The sequence below is a fragment of the Streptomyces nitrosporeus genome (genome assembly GCF_008704555.1).
GTDB classification, from domain to species: Bacteria; Actinomycetota; Actinomycetes; order Streptomycetales; family Streptomycetaceae; genus Streptomyces; species Streptomyces nitrosporeus.
The window spans coordinates 4,059,979-4,078,556 of record NZ_CP023702.1; the positions used below are offsets into that span (position 1 = coordinate 4,059,979).

16 protein-coding genes and 1 pseudogene are annotated in these 18,578 nt (G+C 73.4%); 15 read left to right on the forward strand and 2 right to left on the reverse strand.

Features of this window, described 5'->3' with window-relative positions; all coding sequences use genetic code 11:
• Positions 1-81: 81 nt before the first annotated feature.
• Positions 82-840 (reverse strand): annotated as a pseudogene (locus tag CP967_RS18100) (aminotransferase class I/II-fold pyridoxal phosphate-dependent enzyme); the annotation flags it as partial.
• Between the two features lie 755 nt (positions 841-1,595).
• Here CP967_RS18100 and CP967_RS18110 point away from each other — a divergent pair.
• From CP967_RS18110 to kynU, 9 genes are all read left to right on the forward strand, one after another.
• Positions 1,596-2,117 carry a DUF2617 family protein gene (locus CP967_RS18110; protein WP_150488970.1) on the forward strand — a complete coding sequence of 174 codons (522 nt, stop codon included), beginning with the start codon at positions 1,596-1,598 and terminating at the stop codon, positions 2,115-2,117.
• Between the two features lie 92 nt (positions 2,118-2,209).
• The gene (locus CP967_RS18115; protein ID WP_150488971.1) at positions 2,210-3,808 is read left to right on the forward strand and encodes a polyamine aminopropyltransferase; all 1,599 of its coding nucleotides are present in this window, start codon (positions 2,210-2,212) and stop codon (positions 3,806-3,808) included.
• Positions 3,809-3,904: 96 nt separating this feature from the next.
• Complete coding sequence (locus tag CP967_RS18120; RefSeq protein ID WP_190175150.1) at positions 3,905-4,957, forward strand: SRPBCC domain-containing protein; 1,053 nt, start codon at positions 3,905-3,907, stop codon at positions 4,955-4,957.
• Between the two features lie 118 nt (positions 4,958-5,075).
• Positions 5,076-5,870 (forward strand): aldose epimerase family protein, encoded by a 795-nt coding sequence (locus CP967_RS18125; RefSeq protein ID WP_150488972.1) that lies wholly within the window; start codon positions 5,076-5,078, stop codon positions 5,868-5,870.
• A gap of 59 nt (positions 5,871-5,929) precedes the next feature.
• Positions 5,930-6,469 (forward strand): orotate phosphoribosyltransferase, encoded by a 540-nt coding sequence (gene pyrE, locus CP967_RS18130; RefSeq protein ID WP_150488973.1) that lies wholly within the window; start codon positions 5,930-5,932, stop codon positions 6,467-6,469.
• A gap of 189 nt (positions 6,470-6,658) precedes the next feature.
• Entirely contained in the window at positions 6,659-7,681 is a 1,023-nt protein-coding gene (gene fbaA, locus CP967_RS18135) for a class II fructose-bisphosphate aldolase (protein ID WP_150488974.1), read from the forward strand.
• Positions 7,682-7,839: 158 nt separating this feature from the next.
• On the forward strand, positions 7,840-8,253 hold the full coding sequence (locus CP967_RS18140; RefSeq protein WP_150488975.1) for a DUF3151 domain-containing protein: 414 nt from the start codon (positions 7,840-7,842) through the stop codon (positions 8,251-8,253).
• 210 nt (positions 8,254-8,463) lie between these two features.
• On the forward strand, positions 8,464-9,312 hold the full coding sequence (locus CP967_RS18145) for a tryptophan 2,3-dioxygenase family protein (RefSeq protein ID WP_150488976.1): 849 nt from the start codon (positions 8,464-8,466) through the stop codon (positions 9,310-9,312).
• Positions 9,305-10,492, forward strand: coding sequence for a kynureninase (gene kynU, locus CP967_RS18150; RefSeq protein WP_150488977.1), 1,188 nt, complete (start codon positions 9,305-9,307; stop codon positions 10,490-10,492). The genes CP967_RS18145 and kynU overlap by 8 nt, the downstream gene beginning before the upstream one ends.
• A 95-nt stretch (positions 10,493-10,587) precedes the next feature.
• Here kynU and CP967_RS18155 read toward each other — a convergent pair whose 3' ends face one another.
• Positions 10,588-11,805 carry a L,D-transpeptidase gene (locus CP967_RS18155; protein ID WP_150488978.1) on the reverse strand — a complete coding sequence of 406 codons (1,218 nt, stop codon included), beginning with the start codon at positions 11,803-11,805 and terminating at the stop codon, positions 10,588-10,590.
• Between the two features lie 225 nt (positions 11,806-12,030).
• Between CP967_RS18155 and CP967_RS18160 the strand changes: the two genes are divergently transcribed.
• From CP967_RS18160 to CP967_RS18185, 6 genes are all read left to right on the forward strand, one after another.
• Positions 12,031-13,203 (forward strand): lipid II:glycine glycyltransferase FemX, encoded by a 1,173-nt coding sequence (locus tag CP967_RS18160; protein ID WP_150488979.1) that lies wholly within the window; start codon positions 12,031-12,033, stop codon positions 13,201-13,203.
• A complete protein-coding gene (gene murJ / locus CP967_RS18165) occupies positions 13,200-14,891 on the forward strand; it encodes a murein biosynthesis integral membrane protein MurJ (RefSeq protein ID WP_150488980.1) in 1,692 nt (563 codons plus the stop codon). Before CP967_RS18160 ends, murJ begins: the two co-directional genes overlap by 4 nt.
• Positions 14,892-14,940: 49 nt before the next feature.
• The gene (locus tag CP967_RS18170; RefSeq protein ID WP_150488981.1) at positions 14,941-15,624 is read left to right on the forward strand and encodes a response regulator transcription factor; all 684 of its coding nucleotides are present in this window, start codon (positions 14,941-14,943) and stop codon (positions 15,622-15,624) included.
• Positions 15,621-17,057, forward strand: a complete 1,437-nt coding sequence (locus CP967_RS18175; RefSeq protein WP_150488982.1) for a sensor histidine kinase — start codon at positions 15,621-15,623, stop codon at positions 17,055-17,057. The genes CP967_RS18170 and CP967_RS18175 overlap by 4 nt, the downstream gene beginning before the upstream one ends.
• Positions 17,054-17,569 carry a GerMN domain-containing protein gene (locus CP967_RS18180; RefSeq protein ID WP_229888489.1) on the forward strand — a complete coding sequence of 172 codons (516 nt, stop codon included), beginning with the start codon at positions 17,054-17,056 and terminating at the stop codon, positions 17,567-17,569. Before CP967_RS18175 ends, CP967_RS18180 begins: the two co-directional genes overlap by 4 nt.
• A 98-nt stretch (positions 17,570-17,667) precedes the next feature.
• Entirely contained in the window at positions 17,668-18,543 is an 876-nt protein-coding gene (locus tag CP967_RS18185; protein WP_150488983.1) for an alpha/beta hydrolase, read from the forward strand.
• The last annotated feature ends 35 nt before the right edge of the window (positions 18,544-18,578 follow it).

Genomic DNA, 18,578 nt, shown 5'->3' on the forward strand with positions numbered 1-18,578 from the left:
TCGACGCTTCGAGCGTCATCCTGACCGATGCCGGGCGGGTGGTCACGCGGCCAGTGCCCAATAGGTAGGCGAACAGGGATTGACCCAGCCGACCTTCCAGCCGGTGAAGGAGAAGGTCTTCCCGGCGCTGCTGAGGGTGACCGTCCGGTCGCGCATCCCGGGGAACGAGGCGAGCGGGATGTGCTCGCCCTCGAACACCAGGTGCTCGTAGACCTCGTCCGTGACCACGAGCAGGTCGCGCTCGCAGGCGAGTTCGGCGATGCCGGCCAGTTCCTCGCGGGTGAGGACGGTCCCGGTGGGGTTGTGCGGGGTGTTCAGCAGGATCAGACGGGTGCGGGGCGTGACGGCGGCGCGCAGCTCGTCCGGGTCGAGCCGGAAGACACCGCCGTCGGGCCGCAGCGTCACCGGGACCCGGGTACCGCCCGCCATGGCGATGCAGGCGGCGTAGGAGTCGTAGTACGGCTCCAGGGCGATGACCTCGTCACCGGGTTCCACCAGGGCCAGCAGGGCGGCGGCGATGCCCTCGGTGGCGCCCGCGGTGACCAGGACCTCGCTGTCGGGGTCGTAGGCCAGCCCGTAGCGGCTCTGCTGGTGCAGGGCGACCGCCGAGCGCAGCTCCGGGACGCCGGGTCCGGGCGGGTACTGGTTGCCGTGTCCGGCCCGCAGCGCGCGCACCGCGGCCTCGCGGATCTCCTCGGGGCCGTCGGTGTCGGGGAAGCCCTGGCCGAGGTTGATGGCCCCGGTGCGCAGGGCCAGTGCCGTCATCTCGGCGAAGATCGTCGTACCGAACCCGGCCAGGCGGCGGTTGAGCAGAGGTCGTCCCTGTGTCATGGACGTCATCATCCTCCGGGCGAAGCTCTGGAGTTGCTCAAGTCCGCTTTGACGGCGGAGGGGGATGGGAATCCCCTGGTCACTTGAGAAGCGGGGACCTCGCTTCGGGGGACAGAAGGATGTGAGGTCGGTGGAGTTCGTCTTCTTCATCGTGTTCGTGCTGATCGTGTGCGTGGGTATAGCGGCCCTCGCCCGGCCGGGCGCCCGGAGCAAGCCGCTCTCCGGGCGGCGGAACGGCCGGAGCGCGGACAGCGGGTCCGGGAGCTCCGGGAGCTCCGGGAGCGGTGACAGTTCCGACGGGGGCAGCTGGTGGTCCGGCGACAGCGGGTCGGGCGGCCACTCCTGCGGGGGCGGCGGAGGCTGCGGGGGAGGCGGCGGGGACTGAGGCCGTCCGGCGTCCGCAGGCCGGTCCGGACCGCGGCCTACCGTCTGCGGCCAGGGTCCGGTGGGGTCCGGTGGGGTCCGGTGGGGTCCGGTGGGGCCCGGTGGGGTCAACTCCCACCGGGCCCTTCGCCGTTGGCGCGGTACCGGGGGCGCACGGGCCGCTCCGGCAGGAACAGATGAACCGGTCTGCCCCCGACCGGATGGAAACGGCGGGAAGTTGAGCGAAAGGGCTGCGGGTGTCGCTTACTTCATGATTTCCTCTTTCTATAGAACATTCAGCCCCCGAGCCCGGTCGGGCCGGTTCGGGCTTCTCCCGTCCCCATGTGCACCACGCCGGGGACCCCTGTCCCTGATCCACATGTGTGTGCGGAGCCGCTCCAATGCTCACGACCCTTCAGACCTCCTACTCCGACACCCGCGCCACCGATCTGGCCTGGGCACTGGGCCGTGAGCCGCTGCCCGCCCTCGCCGTACTCGATCTCCGCCTCGCGGGCGCCACGCTCCAGATGAGACTGCTCGGCGCCTCCCACCAGGTGCTGCTGGAGGAGGAGGAAGGCTCCTGCTCGGAGACCGTGGCCTGTATGCCGGGCAGCAGCACGCCACTGCCCCTGGGTGTCGCCAAGCGGTTCGGTGACTGGGAGTACGAGTTCGCGGCGCGCGTCGAGACCCTCTCCGAGGGGTCCTTCGCGGGACGCGCGCAGGAACTGCTGGCCCTGGTCGCCGACCATCCGCACGGTCTGGCCGGAACGTTTCCCGGCAGCCCGCACGCGTTCACCGCGATGCTCGCCCAGCGGACGGAAGGCCAGGTGAGGTGGCGGACGTGGCACGCCTACCCGCAGGAGGGCCAACTGGTCGTCACCCGCACCCGGGTGGGTGTGCGGACGGCGGTCCCGGTGCCGTGAGGGGGTGCCCGCCGGGCGAGGGGCGCCCTGTGGGGTACTTACACCCGTGTGGGTGACACGGTGCAGTGGATTGATCACGTAGCGTTGTTTTCATGATCGACCAGCAGACGGCGCTGCGAGGGAGCGCGGCCGTGTCCCCCATGGGGCCGCGGACGGGCCGGTTCCTCGTGCTGTCCGTGGTGTTCGTCTGCGCCGCGTGCGGTCTGGTCTACGAGCTCGAACTGGTGGCGATGGCCACCTATCTGATCGGCGACTCGGTCACCCAGGCCTCCGTCGTCCTGTCCGTGATGGTGTTCGCGATGGGCATCGGCTCGCTCCTCGCGAAACGATTACGCGGCAGGGCCGTCGTCTGTTTCGGCCTGCTCGAAGCCGTGCTCGCGCTGACCGGTGGCGCCTCGGCGCTCGTGCTGTACGCCTCCTTCGCCTGGCTCGGGGAGTCACGCCATGTACTGGTCGCCTTCTCGCTGGCGATCGGTGTCCTGATCGGCGCGGAGATCCCGTTGCTGATGACGCTGATCCAGCGGGTCGACCGGCAGGACGCGGGCGGAGCCGTCGCCGATCTCTTCGCCGCGGACTACGTGGGCGCGCTGGTGGGCGGGCTCGCCTTCCCCTTCCTGCTGCTGCCGACGATGGGCCAGCTGACCGGTGCCCTGGTCACGGGGGCGGTCAACGCGGCGGCGGGCGGTGCGCTGGTGCTGTGGGCGTTCCGGGGGGACCTGGACCCCCGTTCCCGCCGGCTGCTGCTCGTGGTCGACACGGTGGTGGTCGCCGCCCTGGCCTCGGGCACGTTCCTCGTCGACGACTTCGAGCGGTCGGCGCGCCGCGCGGTGTACGGCGAGGACGTCCGGGTCGCCGTGCGGACCGAGGTGCAGGAAGTGGTCCTCACCGGGGCGGGCCGCGGGCCGCTCGGCCTGTACCTGGACGGCCGGCTGCGGGTCAGCTCGGACGACGGGCACCGCTTCCACGAGGCGCTGGTGCATCCGGCGATGGCGGGGCGGCACGGGCGGGTGCTGGTCCTCGGCGGCGGGGACGGCCTGGCCGCCCGGGAAGTGCTGCGCTACCCGGACGTCGAGTCCGTCGTGGTCGTGGAGCGCGACGCCCAACTCACCCGACTGGCCCGCAGGGACCCGGCGCTCTCCGCCCTCAACGGGCACGCGTACGACGATCCGAGGCTCACGGCCGTCGCCCGGGACGCCTTCGGCTGGCTCCGCGCGGGGGACCGGCGTTTCGACGTGGTGATCTCGGACCTGCCCGCCCCCGGGATATCCGACAGCACCAAGCTCTACTCCGCGGAGTTCTACGGACTGGTGGCCGGGTCCCTGGCGCCGGGCGGACGGCTGGTGGTGCACGCCGGACCGCCCGGTACCGGGGCGGGGGACTTCTGGACGGTGGAGGCGTCGGTGCGCGCGGGCGGGCTCGTGACCCGTCCGTACCGCGTCGGGGACCGGCCCGCCGGCGGCCCGGGCGGCCCGGACGGCCCGGCCCGTCCGGAGTACGGGGGCGGGGAGCCGCCCGGCCGGGGATTCGTCCTGGCCGCCCGGCGGGGGGAGGCCGGGCGGCTCCGGCTCGGTCCGCGGATACCCGAGCCGATGTCGCTGGACGAGCGGGGGCTGCTGGAGGCCGGGCGCGCGGCGGAGCGGTCCCGGCCGGGGACGGTGCCCCCGTCGACGCTGGTGCACCCGCGGTACTGAGCCGGTCACCGGCGGGCCGGTCACACACCGTGCCCGGAGTGTGTACGGACATGGAAGCGCTGACGGGACGGCCATGGCTGAGTAGGCTCGGTCGGTATGGAGCATGAGGTGTTCGTTCCGGTTCCGGTCGCGGCCCTTCGGCGGACGCTGGGAGACCCCGCCCGGGTGGCCCGCTGTGTGCCGAACCTCCAGCAGGATGCCGAGGAGCCCGCCCTGACCGGGCGGCTGAAGGTGCGGATCGGTGGTCACACGATCACCTACCGGGGTGCGCTGACCGTACGCCCGGCCGACGGAGGCGACACGTTCTCCGTGGCGGGCGAGGGCGTGGAGGCCCGGGGCACCGGTTCGGCGAAACTGGCGCTGATCATCGGCCTCGCACCGGCGGACGGCGGAACGACCATCGGGTTCGCCGGGACCGTGAGCGGGGACGGCCGCATCGTGGACGTCCCGGAGGAGGCGGCGGCCGCCGCGGCCCACCGGCTGCTGGACCGTTTCACACGGCAGCTGGTCACCGAGTCCCTGGCCTCGCGGGACACGGAGGGCGCCACAGGGTCCACGGGCACGGAGGGCGCGGAGGGCGCGGTGGGTGCCACAGGCGCGGCGGGCGCCGCGGCAGCGCTGCCGGCGGACCGGGCCCCGCTGGACGAGGAGTCGCCGGGCGAGGGGCCGGCGGGCGGTTCCCCGCTGGGCGAGGGGCTGTCGGACGAAGCGCTCCGGGGCGAGGGGCCGGCGGACGAAGCGCTCCCGGACGCGGAACTCCCGTACGAGGAACTCCCGGGCCTGGAACTCCCGGACGAGGAACTCCTGGGTCTGGAAATGGCGGATGACGAGGAGCTGCCGGACGACGAGGCGGGCGGTGGGGACTCGGTGTTCGACGCGCCGGTCCCCCCGTCGTCGCTGGACCCGGCCGCCGGGCTGGAGTTCACCGTGCCGGACGGGCCCCCGGCCGAGGCCGCCCACGCCCGCCGCACGATGATCGGCCGCAGCACGGAGGAGGTCGACCACGCCCCGCCGCGCGGCCGGTACGCCCCCGTGCCGTCGCCCGGGTCGGGCGGCGCCGGTGCCGTCGTACGCCGGTACGCCCCCGTGGCGGCCCTGGCGATCGCCTCGGCCGTGGTGGTGGGCCGGGCCCTGCGGCGACGGCGCTGAGACAGCGGCGGCGACGCCACCGCGGCACCACGGTGGGACACCACCGCGACACCGCGGTGGCAACACGGCGGCAACGGGGGCGGCGGTGGCCGGCGGCCCGCGCAAGTAGTGTCATGGCGTGAGCAGAGTGACGAAGAACGTCCGGCTGGCCGCCGGCGACACCGAGTTGACCGTCGATCCCGTCCACGGCTGCCGGATCAGCAGCTTCCGCGTCGGCGGGACCGAACTGCTGCGCCAGGGCGAGCGGTACGGCTCCTTCCCGATGGTGCCGTGGTGCGGCCGTACCGGGAACGGCCTGTTCCGCAACGGCGCCGAACTCCACCGGTTGCCGCTGAACGCGCCGCCGCACGCCATCCACGGCACCGGGCGCGACACCGAGTGGCAGCTCGCCCGGCAGAGCGGCACGGAGGCGGCCTTCTTCTACGACCTGGCCGACCCCTGGCCGTACAAGGGCCGGGTCACCCAGTCCTTCGAGCTGACCGAGGACGAACTGACGGTCCGGCTCGGCGTGGAGACGTACGAGAACTCCTTCCCGGCGCAGGCCGGGTGGCACCCCTGGTTCCTCCGCGACATCGGCGGTGAGGGCGTGCGGATCTCCTTCGAGGCCGCCTGGCAGGAGGAGCGGGGCGAGGACCACCTCCCGACCGGCCGGCGGATCGAACCGGAGCCCGGCCCCTGGGACGACTGCTTCGGGATGCCGGACGGTGTCGACGTGAAACTCACCTGGCCCGGCCGGCTGGAGCTGACGGTGAAGAGCCGGGACGAGTGGGTGGTGATCTACGACGAGCAGGACGAGGCGGTCTGCGTGGAACCGCAGTCGGGGCCGCCGAACGGCCTGAACACCACGCCCCGCCTGGTCACCCCGATCGACCCGCTGGAGATCGGGATGACCTGGAGCTGGAAGCGGCTCTGACCACCGGCGACCGGGCCGGGAGGACCGGGCCGGTCGCGGCAGCGCTTACCCTCGTGGGCATGACTGACGTACGTGCTGAGCTGCTCCAGCAGATCAAGGACAAGGCCGTGGTGCACGGCAAGGTGACCCTCTCCTCGGGTCTGGAAGCCGACTGGTACATCGACCTGCGCCGGATCACGCTGGACGGCAAGGCCGCACCGATGGTCGGCCAGGTGATGCTGGACGCCACGGCCGAGCTGGACTACGACTGTGTCGGCGGGCTGACCCTGGGTGCCGACCCGGTCGCCACCTCGATGCTGCACGCCTCCGCGGCGCGCGGGAAGAGCCTGGACGCCTTCGTCGTCCGCAAGGCGCAGAAGGCGCACGGGATGCAGCGCCGGATCGAGGGCACGGACGTGAAGGGCCGCCGCTGCCTCGTCGTCGAGGACACCTCCACGACCGGCGGGTCGCCCCTCACCGCCGTCGAGGCGGTGCGCGAGGCCGGCGGTGAGGTCGTCGCCGTCGCCGTGATCGTGGAGCGGGGGGCCGCCCCCGCCGTCGCCGAGGCCGGTCTGCCCTATGTCCACGTGTACTCGGTCGCCGACCTCGACCTGGCCTGACCTGCGCGTTTCCTGAGGGCGGGGGGTTTCACGCGAAACCGCCCGCCCCTCGTGCCGCTCAGCGGCCCTTCCGGCGCCCACGGGCGGAGTGGAGCCGCGGCGGGAGTCTGGAAAGATGGGGGCGACGATGACGTCGCCCCCAGGTCAGGGACCAAGCACGCACACCCGCACATACCAAGGAGCGGACAGATGCCCATCGCAACCCCCGAGGTCTACGCCGAGATGCTCGACCGGGCGAAGGCAGGCAAGTTCGCCTACCCGGCCATCAACGTGACGTCGACCCAGACCCTGCACGCGGCACTGCGCGGCTTCGCCGAGGCGGAGAGCGACGGCATCGTCCAGATCTCCACCGGTGGGGCCGAGTTCCTGGGTGGCCAGTACAACAAGGACATGGTCACGGGCGCCGTCGCCCTGGCCGAGTTCGCGCACGTCGTCGCCGCCAAGTACGGCATCACGGTCGCGCTGCACACCGACCACTGCCCCAAGGACAAGCTGGACGGTTACGTCCGTCCGCTGCTCGACGTCTCCGCGGAGCGCGTCGCCAAGGGCCAGAACCCGCTCTTCCAGTCCCACATGTGGGACGGCTCCGCCGAGACCCTCGCCGACAACCTGGCCATCGGCCAGGAGCTGCTGGCCAAGGCCGCCGCCGCCAAGATCATCCTTGAGGTCGAGATCACCCCGACCGGTGGCGAGGAGGACGGCGTCACCCACGAGATCAACGACGAGCTGTACACGACCGTCGACGACGCGCTGCGCACCGCCGAGGCCCTCGGTCTGGGCGAGAAGGGCCGCTACCTGCTGGCCGCGTCCTTCGGCAACGTCCACGGCGTCTACAAGCCGGGCAACGTCGTCCTGCGTCCGGAGCTCCTGAAGGACCTCCAGGAGGGTGTGGGCGCCAAGTACGGCAAGACCTCCCCCTTCGACTTCGTCTTCCACGGCGGCTCCGGCTCCACCGCCGAGGAGATCGCCACCGCGCTGGAGAACGGCGTCGTGAAGATGAACCTCGACACCGACACCCAGTACGCCTTCACCCGCCCGATCGTGGACCACGTGTTCCGCAACTACGACGGTGTGCTGAAGGTCGACGGCGAGGTCGGCAACAAGAAGGTCTACGACCCGCGCAGCTGGGGCAAGTCCGCCGAGGCGGGCATGGCCGCGCGCGTCACCGAGGCCTGCGCGAACCTGCGCTCCACGGGCACCCGGATCAAGTAGGCACCGGCACGGACGCCGTCACGGGCCCGGTCCCCCCTCGGGTGGGGGCCGGGCCCGTGGCATGCCCGGAGGGGCCGCGGCGGGGCCCGGGGCGGGCCGCGCGGGGGGTGCGGGCGGGTGGTCTTGGTGGTGGTGCGGGGGGCAGGCACACTGGGGGCATGTCCATCCACGAGAACCTGCTCGGGGGCCCCGCCCCGACCCATCTGCCCGACGATCCGGAGCCGCGTGAGCTGCTCGCCGCCGGCACGGCGCCCGCCGACGTCGCCGCGAAGTACCCCACGTCCTCGCTGGCCTGGGCGCAGCTCGCCGACGAGGCGTTCGAGGGCGGCCGGGTCGTCGAGTCGTACGCGTACGCGCGCACCGGTTACCACCGCGGGCTCGACGCCCTGCGCCGGGCGGGCTGGAAGGGACACGGTCCCGTCCCGTTCGAGCACGAGCCGAACCGCGGCTTCCTGCGGGCCCTGCACGCCCTCGCCCGCGCCGCGCAGGCCATCGGCGAGCAGGAGGAGTACGAGCGCTGCTCGTCCTTCCTGCGCGACTCCTCGCAGACCGCGGCCGACACCCTGGGCTGACCCCCGGACCCCGGAGCCCTCGGTCTCCCGGTCTCCCGGGCCCGGACACCCGGATCCCCCCGGACCCCGCGGGTGCCGCCCGCGGGGTCCGGGGCGTACCAGGACCGGAAGCCGGCGCAGGCTTTAGGATGCGAACAGGGGACCGGAGCTCCACCACCTCACAAGGAAGGGGCGGACCGCTACCCGGAAGCTCGTGTCGAGGAGACAGCGATGTCGACGTATCACCCCGACCCCGAAGCCACCGGTGCGGAAACCCCGTACCTCGACTTCGCGGGAACGACTCCGTACGAGGACTACGTCCAGGCGGATGTCCTGACCCACCTCCAGCACCTGCGCTCGGACGATCCGGGCGAGATGGTCTTCCTGGTCACCACCCAGGTCATGGAGCTGTGGTTCACCGTCATCGTGCACGAATGGGAGACGGCCGCGCACGCGCTGCGCGAGGACCGCCTCCCGGACGCCCGTGACGCGCTGAAGCGCTCGCTGCGGGAACTGGAGGCGCTGAACGCCTCCTGGAAGCCGCTGGCCGGCCTCACCCCCGCCCAGTTCAACTCCTACCGCGGCTCGCTCGGCGAGGGGTCCGGGTTCCAGTCGGCGATGTACCGGCGGATGGAGTTCCTGCTGGGTGACAAGTCCGCGTCCATGCTCGTGCCGCACCGGGGCACGCCCCGGATCCACGCGGAGCTGGAGAAGGCGCTGCACCAGCCCGGCCTCTACGACGAGACGCTCGCCCTGCTGGCCCGGCGCGGGTACCCGGTGCCGCGGTCGGTGCTGGAGCGGGACCTGTCGCAGAAGTACGAGCCCTCGCCCGCGGTCGAGGCCGTCTGGGCGGAGATCTACTCCGGCCAGGACCAGGACGCCGAGCTGGTACGGCTCGGCGAGGTGCTGACCGACGTGGCGGAGCTGGTCTGGCGCTGGCGCAACGACCATCTCACCGCCACCCGCAGGGCGATGGGCTCCAAGACCGGCACCGGCGGGTCGGCGGGGGTCGCCTGGCTGGAGAAGCGGGCCGGGAAGACCGTGTTCCCCGAGCTGTGGACGGCGCGCAGCCATGTCTGACCTCCGGGAGCGCGCCGAGGCGCTCGACACCGCGGACGAACTGGCCGCACACCGGGGGATGTTCGCCCTGGACGACACCGTCTACCTCGACGGCAACTCGCTGGGCGCGCTGCCGGCGCACGTACCGGACCGGATGCGGGACGTCCTGACCCGTCAGTGGGGCGAACTGCGCATCCGTTCCTGGGACGAGAGCGGCTGGTGGACCGCGCCCGAGCGGATCGGCGACCGGATCGCCCCGCTGGTCGGGGCGGGCCCCGGCCGGATCGTGGTGGGCGACTCCACCAGTGTGAACGTCTTCAAGGCGGTGGTGGCCGCGAGCCGTCTCGCCGCCGGGGGACGCGACGAGATCCTGGTCGACGCCACCACCTTCCCGACCGACGGGTACATCGCCGCGTCGGCGGCCCGGATGACCGGCCACCGCCTCGTCCCGGTCGCGCCCGCCGACGTGCCGGACGCGCTCGGCCCCCGTACCGCGCTCGTCCTGCTCAACCACGTCGACTACCGCACCGGCAGGCTCCACGACCTGCCCGGTCTCACCGCCGCCGCGCACGCGGCGGGCGCCCTCGCGGTGTGGGACCTGTGCCACAGCGCGGGCGCCCTGCCGGTCGGCCTCGACGCGCACGGGGTGGACCTGGCGGTGGGGTGCACGTACAAGTACCTGAACGGCGGGCCCGGTTCGCCGGCCTTCCTGTACGTCGCCGAACGCCACCAGGCGGCCTTCGACTCACCGCTGCCGGGCTGGACCTCGCACGCCGACCCCTTCGCGATGACCCCGGGCTACACCCCCGCCGAGGGTTCCGTGCGGGGCCGGGTCGGTACCCCGGACATCCTGTCGATGCTGGCCCTGGAGGCGTCCCTGGACGTCTGGGACGGCGTCCGTGTGGACACCGTGCGGGCCAAGTCGCTGGCGCTGACGGACTTCTTCCTGGAGTGCGTCGCCGCCTACGTCCCCGCGGGGCGGGTCGTCCCGGTGACCCCCTTCGCCCACGCGGAGCGCGGCAGCCAGGTCTCGCTCCGCTGCGAGGACGCGCCCGCGGTGATGGCGGAGCTCATCGCGCGGGGCGTCGTCGGGGACCTGCGCCGCCCGGACATCCTGCGCTTCGGTTTCACCCCGCTGTACGTCGGCTTCGCGGACGCGGAGCGGGCGGCGAGGGTCCTCGCCGAGGTGGTGGCGGTGTGACGCCGTCCCCGACCCGGCCGCGCACACCCCGGGGGTGAGGCGGCCGTCCGCCGGGCGGGGGCCGCGTTCCCGCGCCCCTCGCCCGGCGGCCCGGGTCAGCCCAGTGCGCTCTTCTTCCGCCAGTCGGCCCAGGAGACGTTCCACGCGCCGTACCCGTTGCCCTCCGCCACGGTGCCCTTGGCGTCGGCGCCGGTGATCTCGAAGGGGTCGCCGGCCCGCACCTGCCCGTACAGGGCCGCGGCGTTCGCGTCGCTGAGTCCCACGCAGCCCGAACTCCGGTTGGCGACACCGAAGTACGCGGCGTTCCACGGGGCGGCGTGCACGTACATCCCCGACCAGGTCAGCCGCATCGACCAGTCCACCATCTTGTCGTACGCGTCACCGAGACCCACCGTCTCCGAACGCATGTTGATGGTGCCCTCCTTGGACATCAGGACGGCCGTGCCGCGCCAGGACGCCTTGTCCCCGCCGGGCGTGCCCGCGGACATGGGCAGGTCCAGGACCGTCTTCCCCTCGCGGACCAGGGTGAGGCGGTGCCGGTCCAGGTCCACCCGGGCCACCTGGGCGGAGCCGATCGTGAACGTGGTGGCGTAGTCGCGTACGAAGAAGCCGCCGTCCGGGCCCGAGTCGACGCCGTCGAGGCCGGCGGCGAGCGTGACACGGGTGCCGGGCTTCCAGTACTCCCGGGGGCGCCAGTCGACGCGGTCCTTCCCGGAGTGGTCCCGCAGCCAGCCCCAGGAACCGGTCGTGTCGTCGGTCGTGGTGACCGTGAGGGCCTTCTCGACCGCGGCCTTGTTCTTCACCGGGTGGTCGAACACGATCGACAGCGGCTGCGCGATGCCGACCGTGGTGTCCTTGCCGGGCGCCAGCGTCAGCTTGTTGACCTTGTCCGCGGCGGCGGTCGTGAACCCCGTCCGGTCGCCGCGGCCCGCGGCGTCCTTCGCGCTCACGGTGTACGCCGTGCCGGGGGCCGCGACCCGGTCGGACGTCCAGGTCCTGCCGTCGGCGGATATCCGCCCGGCCAGCGCCTTGCCCCCGGCGGCCCGCACCTGGACCGTCTTCAGCTTCCCCGACTCCGCCGTCACCTTCACCGGTACGCCCGCGACGGCCTTTGTCCCGTGCGGGGCCACGGTGATGTCCAGGGCGGGGGCCGGCGCGACGGCGGTGCCGGCGGGCGCGGCACCCTCCGCCGGGCCGCCGCCCGCGCACGCGGTGAGCGCGGCGCAGACCACGGCGGCCTGGACGGCCAGGAAGAGCCGGGCACGGCTGCGGACCGGACCGGTACGGCGTGCGGACCGACATGCGGAACTCAACGGAGACCTCCAAGGGATGCGCTTCTCGTGAAAGGAGAGGCGATCACCCGAGCGTAGGTTCCGGATTCCGGCGCTCTTCGGGTAATTCCCTCCACGGCGGGGAATGCAGCACAACGGTCATCGTCCGGTCACATGCGCCGCGCGGCCCGGTCACGCTCCCCTGTGAACATCCTGTGCAGCACCCGGGACCGGCCACAGGGGCGGGTACGGGGAAAGGACCGGACGATGTCGATGCTGCTCCTTCCAGGCAACCGCAGCCGTGACCAGGAGACGGTCGTCCGGCCGCTCGGCGCGGCCGAACACCGCGCTTTTCTCGCCACCCGGCCGACGACGAGTTTTCTCCAGTTCCCGTCCTGGGCCGCGGTAAAGGACCAGTGGTCCTCCGAAATGATCGGATGGCACGGTGCGGAAGGGGAATTGGAGGGGGCCGCCCTGGTCCTCTACCGCCAATTCCCCGGCACCCGGAAATACTTCGCCTATCTTCCGGAAGGGCCGGTCGCGGACTGGGCCGGACCGGGGATCGACCGGTGGCTGCGCCCGCTGATGGCCCACCTGCGCCGCGCGGGTGCCTTCGCCGTACGCATCGGCCCGGCACCGGCGTTCCGTGTCTGGGAGGCCGCCCGGCTCAAGGCGTCCACCGGGCCCGGGCAGAGGGTCGCCGACGTCCTGGCCTCCGAGGTGGACCCGCTCGGCACCGTCGTCGCCGAGCGGCTGCGGGCGCGCGGCTGGCGGCGCTGCGGCGGGGACGGCGAGGACGGGGGCGACGGCGACGCGCAGCCCCGCTACGTCTTCCACGTGCCGCTCGCCGGCCGGACCCCCGACGACCTGTGGGCCGGGCTCAACCAGGAGTGGCGGCGCAATGTGCGCAAGGCCCGGAAGGCCGGGGTCGAGGTCGTCACCGGGGACGCGTCCGACCTGCCCGCCTTCCACCGGCTGCTGCGGATCACCGAGGAACGCGACGGTTTCCGGCTCGGCCGCTCCCTCGCCTACTACCAGCGCCAGTACGCCGTCCTCAACGCCGAGCGGCCCGGCCGGATGCGGCTCTGCCTGGCCGTCCACCGGGGCGAGATCCTGGCCGCCCACACCATGATCCTGGCGGGGCGGCGGGTCTGGTACCAGACCGGCGCCTCGGCCGACCACCGCCGCGAGGTCCGGCCCAGCAACGCCCTCCAGTGGCAGATGATGCTCGACTCCCACGCCATGGGCGCACACGTGTACGACATGCGCGGGGTACCCTCCACCCTCGATCCCGAGGACCGCTCGTTCGGGCTGCTGCGCTGGAAGCTCGGCACCGGCGGCCGCCTCGTCGAGACCCTCGGAGAGTGGGAGACATCAGTGGGCGGAGCCGCCAACAACACGCTCTACCGGGCGTTCCACGCCTACCTGGCCCGCCGATGACGGCCACCGGCCCCGCCCCCGCCCCCGCCGCGACACCCGCTCCCGCCGGGGGCGCACCGGAGCGGAAGTCCCGGTCCGTGCTGCGCGGCGGTGCCGTCATGGCCGCGGGCTCCGTCGTCTCCCGCGCCACCGGGTTCGTACGCTCCGCCGTCGTCGTCGCCGCACTGGGCACCGGCCTCCAGGCCGACGGCTACGCGGTCGCCAACACCGTCCCGAACATCCTGTACATGCTGCTCCTCGGCGGCGCGCTCAACGCGGTCCTCGTACCGGAGCTGGTACGGGCCGCCGGGGAGCACCCCGACGGCGGCGCCGCCTACACCGACCGGCTGCTCACCCTCTGCACCGCGGGGCTGCTCGCCCTCACCGCGCTCGCGGTCGCCGGGGCGCCCCTCATCGTCTCCCTCTACACCGGCTACACGGGCGGCCAGGCCGAGCTGACCGTCGCGCTGGCCCGCTACTGCCTGCCCCAGATCCTGTTCTACGGGCTGTTCACCCTGCTGGGACAGGTCCTCAACGCCCGCGGCCGGTTCGGCGCCATGATGTGGACCCCGGTCCTCAACAACCTCGTGATCATCGGGGTGTTCGGCCTCTACCTGGCGGTGGCCGCCGGGTCGGACGGCAGCCTCACCGACGGCCAGGCCCGGCTCCTGGGGTGGGGGACGACCGCCGGTGTGGCCGTCCAGACCCTGGCGCTGGTGCCCGCGCTGCGCGGGGCCGGGTTCCGCTGGCGCCCCCGCTTCGACTGGCGCGGCAGCGGCCTCACCCGGCCGCTGCGCTCGGCCGGCTGGCTCGTGCTGCTGGTCCTGACCAACCAGGCCGCCTACTGGGTGGTGACCCGGCTCTCCACGGCGAGCGGGCAGCAGGCCGTCGAACAGGGTGTGGCGGGCGGCGCGGGCTACACCGCGTACAGCTACGCCTACCAGCTGTGGGTCGTGCCCCAGGGCATCGTCACGGTCTCCCTGGTCACCGCGCTGATGCCGCGGATGAGCCGGGCCGCCGCCGGCGGAGACACGGCCGGGGTGCGGCGCGACGTCTCGTACGCCCTGCGCACCAGTGCCGCCGCCGTCGTCCCCGCCGCCGCCGCGCTGCTGGCGCTCGCGCCCTGGGTGATGGGGGCCGTCTTCGGCTACGGGCGGGCCGGGGCCGACGACATCGCCGTGATGGGGGGCATGATGGCGGCCTTCGCACCGGGACTGATCGCGTTCTCCGGGCAGTACGTGCTCTCCCGCGGCTTCTACGCGATGGGCGACACCCGCACGCCCTTCTTCCTCAACCTCGTGATCGCGGGCGCGAACGCCGGGCTCTGCGTGGCCGCCCACCTGCTGCTGCCGGCCCGCTGGGCGGTGACGGGGATGGCGGGGGCGAGCTCCGTCGCCTACGCGCTGGGCTTCGCCGTCACCGCCTGTGTGCTGCACCGCCGGCTGGCGGTGCGGGAGGCCGCGCCCCGGGTACGGCTGTGGCGTTCGCCCGCACTGGGGGTCCACCTGCGGCTGACGGCGGCCTGCGTGCCGGCCGGCCTGCTCGCCCACGGCGCGGCCCGGGCCGCCGAAGGGGCCGGGGACATCGCGGCCGTCTCGGCGGGAGCCCTCGTGCTCCTGGCGGTGGTCGCCCTGCTGGCCGGGCCGCTCTCCGTCACCGAGATAAACTCCCCGCTGGCGGCGGCGGGCCGGAAGCTGTGGAAGCGGTGAAGCCCGACGGGGGCAGCCGCGTCGCGACGAGTGTGGGGACCAGGGTGCGATGCCTCGCATACTTCTCATAGAGGACGACCCCTCCGTGCGCGAAGGGGTCGAACTCGGCCTGCGCCGGAGGGGCCACGAGGTCCTGGCGGTGGAGACCGGGGAGGCCGGGCTCGGCGCCCTGGACCCCTTCCGGCCGGATCTGGTGCTCCTGGACCTGATGCTGCCCGGCATGAACGGCGTCCTCGTCTGCCGGCGCGTACGCGAGACCAGCCAGCTGCCGATCATCATGCTCACCGCGCGCGGCGACGACTTCGACGTCGTCGTCGGCCTGGAGGCGGGCGCCGACGACTACGTCGTCAAGCCGGCCCGCACCGAGGTGCTCGACGCCCGGATCCGGGCCGTACTGCGCCGGCTCACCGACCCCGTCGAACGCACCGGCACCGAGGTCCACGGCGAGCTGACCGTGGACCGGGCCGGGCTCTCGGTGACCAAGGGGGGCGAGCAGCTGGCCCTGGCCCCCTCCGAACTGAAGCTGCTCCTGCACCTGTCGGCCTCACCCGGCCAGGTGTTCAGCCGGCAGCAGCTCCTCGAATGCGTCTGGGAGCACGGCTACCACGGTGACGCGCGGCTCGTCGACGCCTGTGTGCGGCGGCTGCGGCGGAAGATCGAGCACGCCGAGTCCGCCCCCCGCTACATCCAGACCGTGCGCGGCTTCGGCTACCGCTTCGGACCGCTCGGATGAGACCGGGAGCCACCGGCTTCGGCCTGCGCACCCGGCTCGTCTTCGCCTTCCTCCTCGTGGCCGCGATCAGCGCGGCCACGACCGCCACCCTCACCTACCGGGCGGCGCGTTCCGCGGTCCTGCAACAGGCCCAGGACACGGCGGTCGGCCAGTTCCGGGACCGGATCGCCGCGTACACCGTGAGCCTGCCGCTCGACGAACCCGCCCTGAAGGACCTCTGCATCACCCTGGCCCGGGAGGGGAAACCGCACAGCTGGATCGTCTTCGCGGAGTACGGCCGGCTGCGCGCCTCCTCCTCCGACCGCCCGGTCTCCGACGTGATCACCCGGCAGCTGCGCGACACCGCCCGGACCGAGGCGCACGGATCGTTCCAGCGGGTCGTCAAGGACGGGAGGCCATGGCTCACGGTCGGCATGCCCACGCTCTACGAGCGCGCCGGTGAACGCCGGCCCACCGGCCTCGTCCTGTACGCCGTCATGCCGCTCGACGTGGAGGAGGCCAACGTCGCCGCCATGGTCTCGGCCGCCCGGGACGGCGCCCTGCCCGCGCTGCTGATCGCCCTGGTCCCCGCGCTGCTCGCCTCCCGCAGCGTCCTGCGTCCCGTACGCGATCTGCGGCGGGCCGCGGCGGGTATCGGACGGGGCGAACTCGACACCCGTATCGAGGTCAAGGGGTCCGACGAACTCGCTGAACTGGCATGGACGTTCAACGAGTCGTCCAGGAACCTGGAGCGTTCGGTCGCGGAGCTCCGGCAGGCCGAGGCACGGGCCAGGCGGTTCGCCTCCGACGTCTCGCACGAACTGCGCACCCCGCTGGCCGGTATGCTCGCCGTCACCGAGGTGCTCGACGAGGACGCCGCCCATCTGAGTGCCGACACGGCGGCCGCCGTCCGGCTGATCAGCGCCGAGACCGGGAAGCTGGCCACCCTCGTCGAGGACCTGATGGAGATCTCGCGCTTCGACGCCAAGGCCGCCCGCCTCAACCTCGACGAGGTCGACGGCGCCGAGACGATACGCAAGACCCTGCAGAGCCGCCGCTGGGAGGCATCCGTACACACCGAACTCGCCGAGGGCGTCCGGGTGGTGCTCGACCCGCGGCGGTTCGACGTGATCGTCGCGAACCTGGTCGGCAACGCGCTGCGGCACGGCGCGGAGCCCGTCTCCGTACGCCTGTGGACCGAGGCGCGGGAGGGCCGCTCCTGGCTGGTGACAGAGGTGTCGGACCGGGGGCCGGGCATCGGCCCCGACGCGCTGCCCCACATCTTCGACCGCTTCTACAAGGCCGACGAGGCCCGGACCCGGTCGGCGGGGAGCGGCCTGGGACTGGCCATCACCCAGGAGAACGCGGCACTGCACGGCGGTACCGTCCACGCGGCCGACGGGCCGGACGGCGGGGCGGTCTTCACCGTGACGATCCCGCTGGAGGGCGTGTGAGGGCGCGGCCGGCACGCCGGGTACGGCTGCTGGCCGCCGGGCTGCTCCTCCTCGCCACCGGCTGCGGCATCAGGGCCACCGGCGTCGTCGAGGTCGGTGGCGCGGCCGAGGTGCAGGTGTCCGGGGGCGGGCCCCAGGACACGGTCCTGTACTTCGTCCACGCGGGCGGGCTCATGCCCGTGGTACGCCAGGTCGAGCCGCTGGGGGGAGACCCCTCCGGCACCGTGCGGACGGAGGAGAAGGTACTCGCCATGCTCCTCGCGGGCCCCGACGCCCGGGAGCGGGAGGCCGGGCTGCGGACCGAGCTGCCGTCCGGGAGCGGCGTGGTCTCCCTCGACCTGGTGGAGGACGGGGTCCTGGTGCGGCTGGGCAGGCCGGTCACCGGACTGTCCGGGCTCGCCCGGCGCCAGCTGGTCTGCACCGCGGCGGAGGCCCTCGTGTCCGGCGGGGGCGAGCCGGTGACGGTCGTGGGGACCGACACCTCGTTCGGCCCGGACACCTGCGAGCTGTGAGCGGACCTCCGCCGCGGGAGCGCGCCGGCCCCCTGATAGCGTCCCCGCAGTTCGTACCGGCCGAGCCGCCGGGGCACACACAGGACGGGTGGAGCAGTATGCCGGATTCCGCTGCGCGTGAACGGGACGCCGCCGAGACCGCGTCCGCCTTCGCGCACCCCGCCGTCGCGCCGGACCGGACCGCCGCCTACGGCGGCCATCCCGACCAGGTGATCGACTTCTTCGCCCCGCGGGGCGGCCGGGCCGGGGCGCCGCTCGTCGTCGTCCTGCACGGCGGTGCCTGGCGGGCCCCGTACGACCGGGTCCATGTGTCACCGTTCGCCGGTTTCCTGGCCCGGCGCGGCTTCGCCGTCGCGAGCGTGGAGTACCGGCGCGGCGGGGAGACGCCGGGCCGGGACGGGGGCGCCCCGGTGGCCGGGCGCTGGCCGGACACCTTCGACGACGTGGCCGCGGCGCTGGACGCGCTGCCGGAACTGGCGGCCCGCGAACTCCCGGGGGCCGACGTCCGCAGGACCGTGCTGACCGGCCACTCCGCGGGCGGCCACCTCGCCCTGTGGGCCGCCGCCCGGCACGTACTCCCGCAGGGTTCGCCCTGGCGGCTGCCGGAGCCGCCCCCGCTGCGCGGGGTCGTCGCGCTGGCGCCGGTCGCCGACCTCGCACGCGCGGTGGAACTGGACGTGTGCTCCGGTGCGGTGCACCAGCTCCTGGGCGGTGCGGAGCACTTCGAGGAGCGCCGGGGCCACAGCGACCCCGCCGTGCTGCTGCCCACCGGGGTGGCGACGACCGTCGTCCAGGGGTCCTGGGACCTGACGGTGCCCCGGGAGGTGTCCGAGGCGTTCGTCGGTGCGGCGGCGGAGGCGGGTGAGCTGGTGGGGCTGACCGTGCTCGACGGGGCCGGCCACTTCCCGCTCATCGACCCGGCGGCGGACGCCTGCGCGGTGGTCGCCGAGGAGATCGCCCAACTGGCCTGGTAGGCACCCGCGGTCACGGTCCGGAGGGTGGGCGCCCG

Excerpts from the sequence above, each read along its gene's own strand:
- CP967_RS18160 (WP_150488979.1), top strand. The coding sequence starts at position 12,031 with ATGTCGATGCTGCTCCTTCCAGGCAACCGCAGCCGTGACCAGGAGACG.
- kynU (WP_150488977.1), top strand. The coding sequence starts at position 9,305 with ATGTCTGACCTCCGGGAGCGCGCCGAGGCGCTCGACACCGCGGACGAA.
- pyrE (WP_150488973.1), top strand. The coding sequence starts at position 5,930 with ATGACTGACGTACGTGCTGAGCTGCTCCAGCAGATCAAGGACAAGGCC.
- CP967_RS18110 (WP_150488970.1), top strand. The coding sequence starts at position 1,596 with ATGCTCACGACCCTTCAGACCTCCTACTCCGACACCCGCGCCACCGAT.
- CP967_RS18170 (WP_150488981.1), top strand. The coding sequence starts at position 14,941 with ATGCCTCGCATACTTCTCATAGAGGACGACCCCTCCGTGCGCGAAGGG.
- CP967_RS18140 (WP_150488975.1), top strand. The coding sequence starts at position 7,840 with ATGTCCATCCACGAGAACCTGCTCGGGGGCCCCGCCCCGACCCATCTG.
- CP967_RS18175 (WP_150488982.1), top strand. The coding sequence starts at position 15,621 with ATGAGACCGGGAGCCACCGGCTTCGGCCTGCGCACCCGGCTCGTCTTC.
- CP967_RS18145 (WP_150488976.1), top strand. The coding sequence starts at position 8,464 with ATGTCGACGTATCACCCCGACCCCGAAGCCACCGGTGCGGAAACCCCG.
- fbaA (WP_150488974.1), top strand. The coding sequence starts at position 6,659 with ATGCCCATCGCAACCCCCGAGGTCTACGCCGAGATGCTCGACCGGGCG.
- CP967_RS18185 (WP_150488983.1), top strand. The coding sequence starts at position 17,668 with ATGCCGGATTCCGCTGCGCGTGAACGGGACGCCGCCGAGACCGCGTCC.
- CP967_RS18115 (WP_150488971.1), top strand. The coding sequence starts at position 2,210 with ATGATCGACCAGCAGACGGCGCTGCGAGGGAGCGCGGCCGTGTCCCCC.
- CP967_RS18120 (WP_190175150.1), top strand. The coding sequence starts at position 3,905 with ATGGAGCATGAGGTGTTCGTTCCGGTTCCGGTCGCGGCCCTTCGGCGG.
- murJ (WP_150488980.1), top strand. The coding sequence starts at position 13,200 with ATGACGGCCACCGGCCCCGCCCCCGCCCCCGCCGCGACACCCGCTCCC.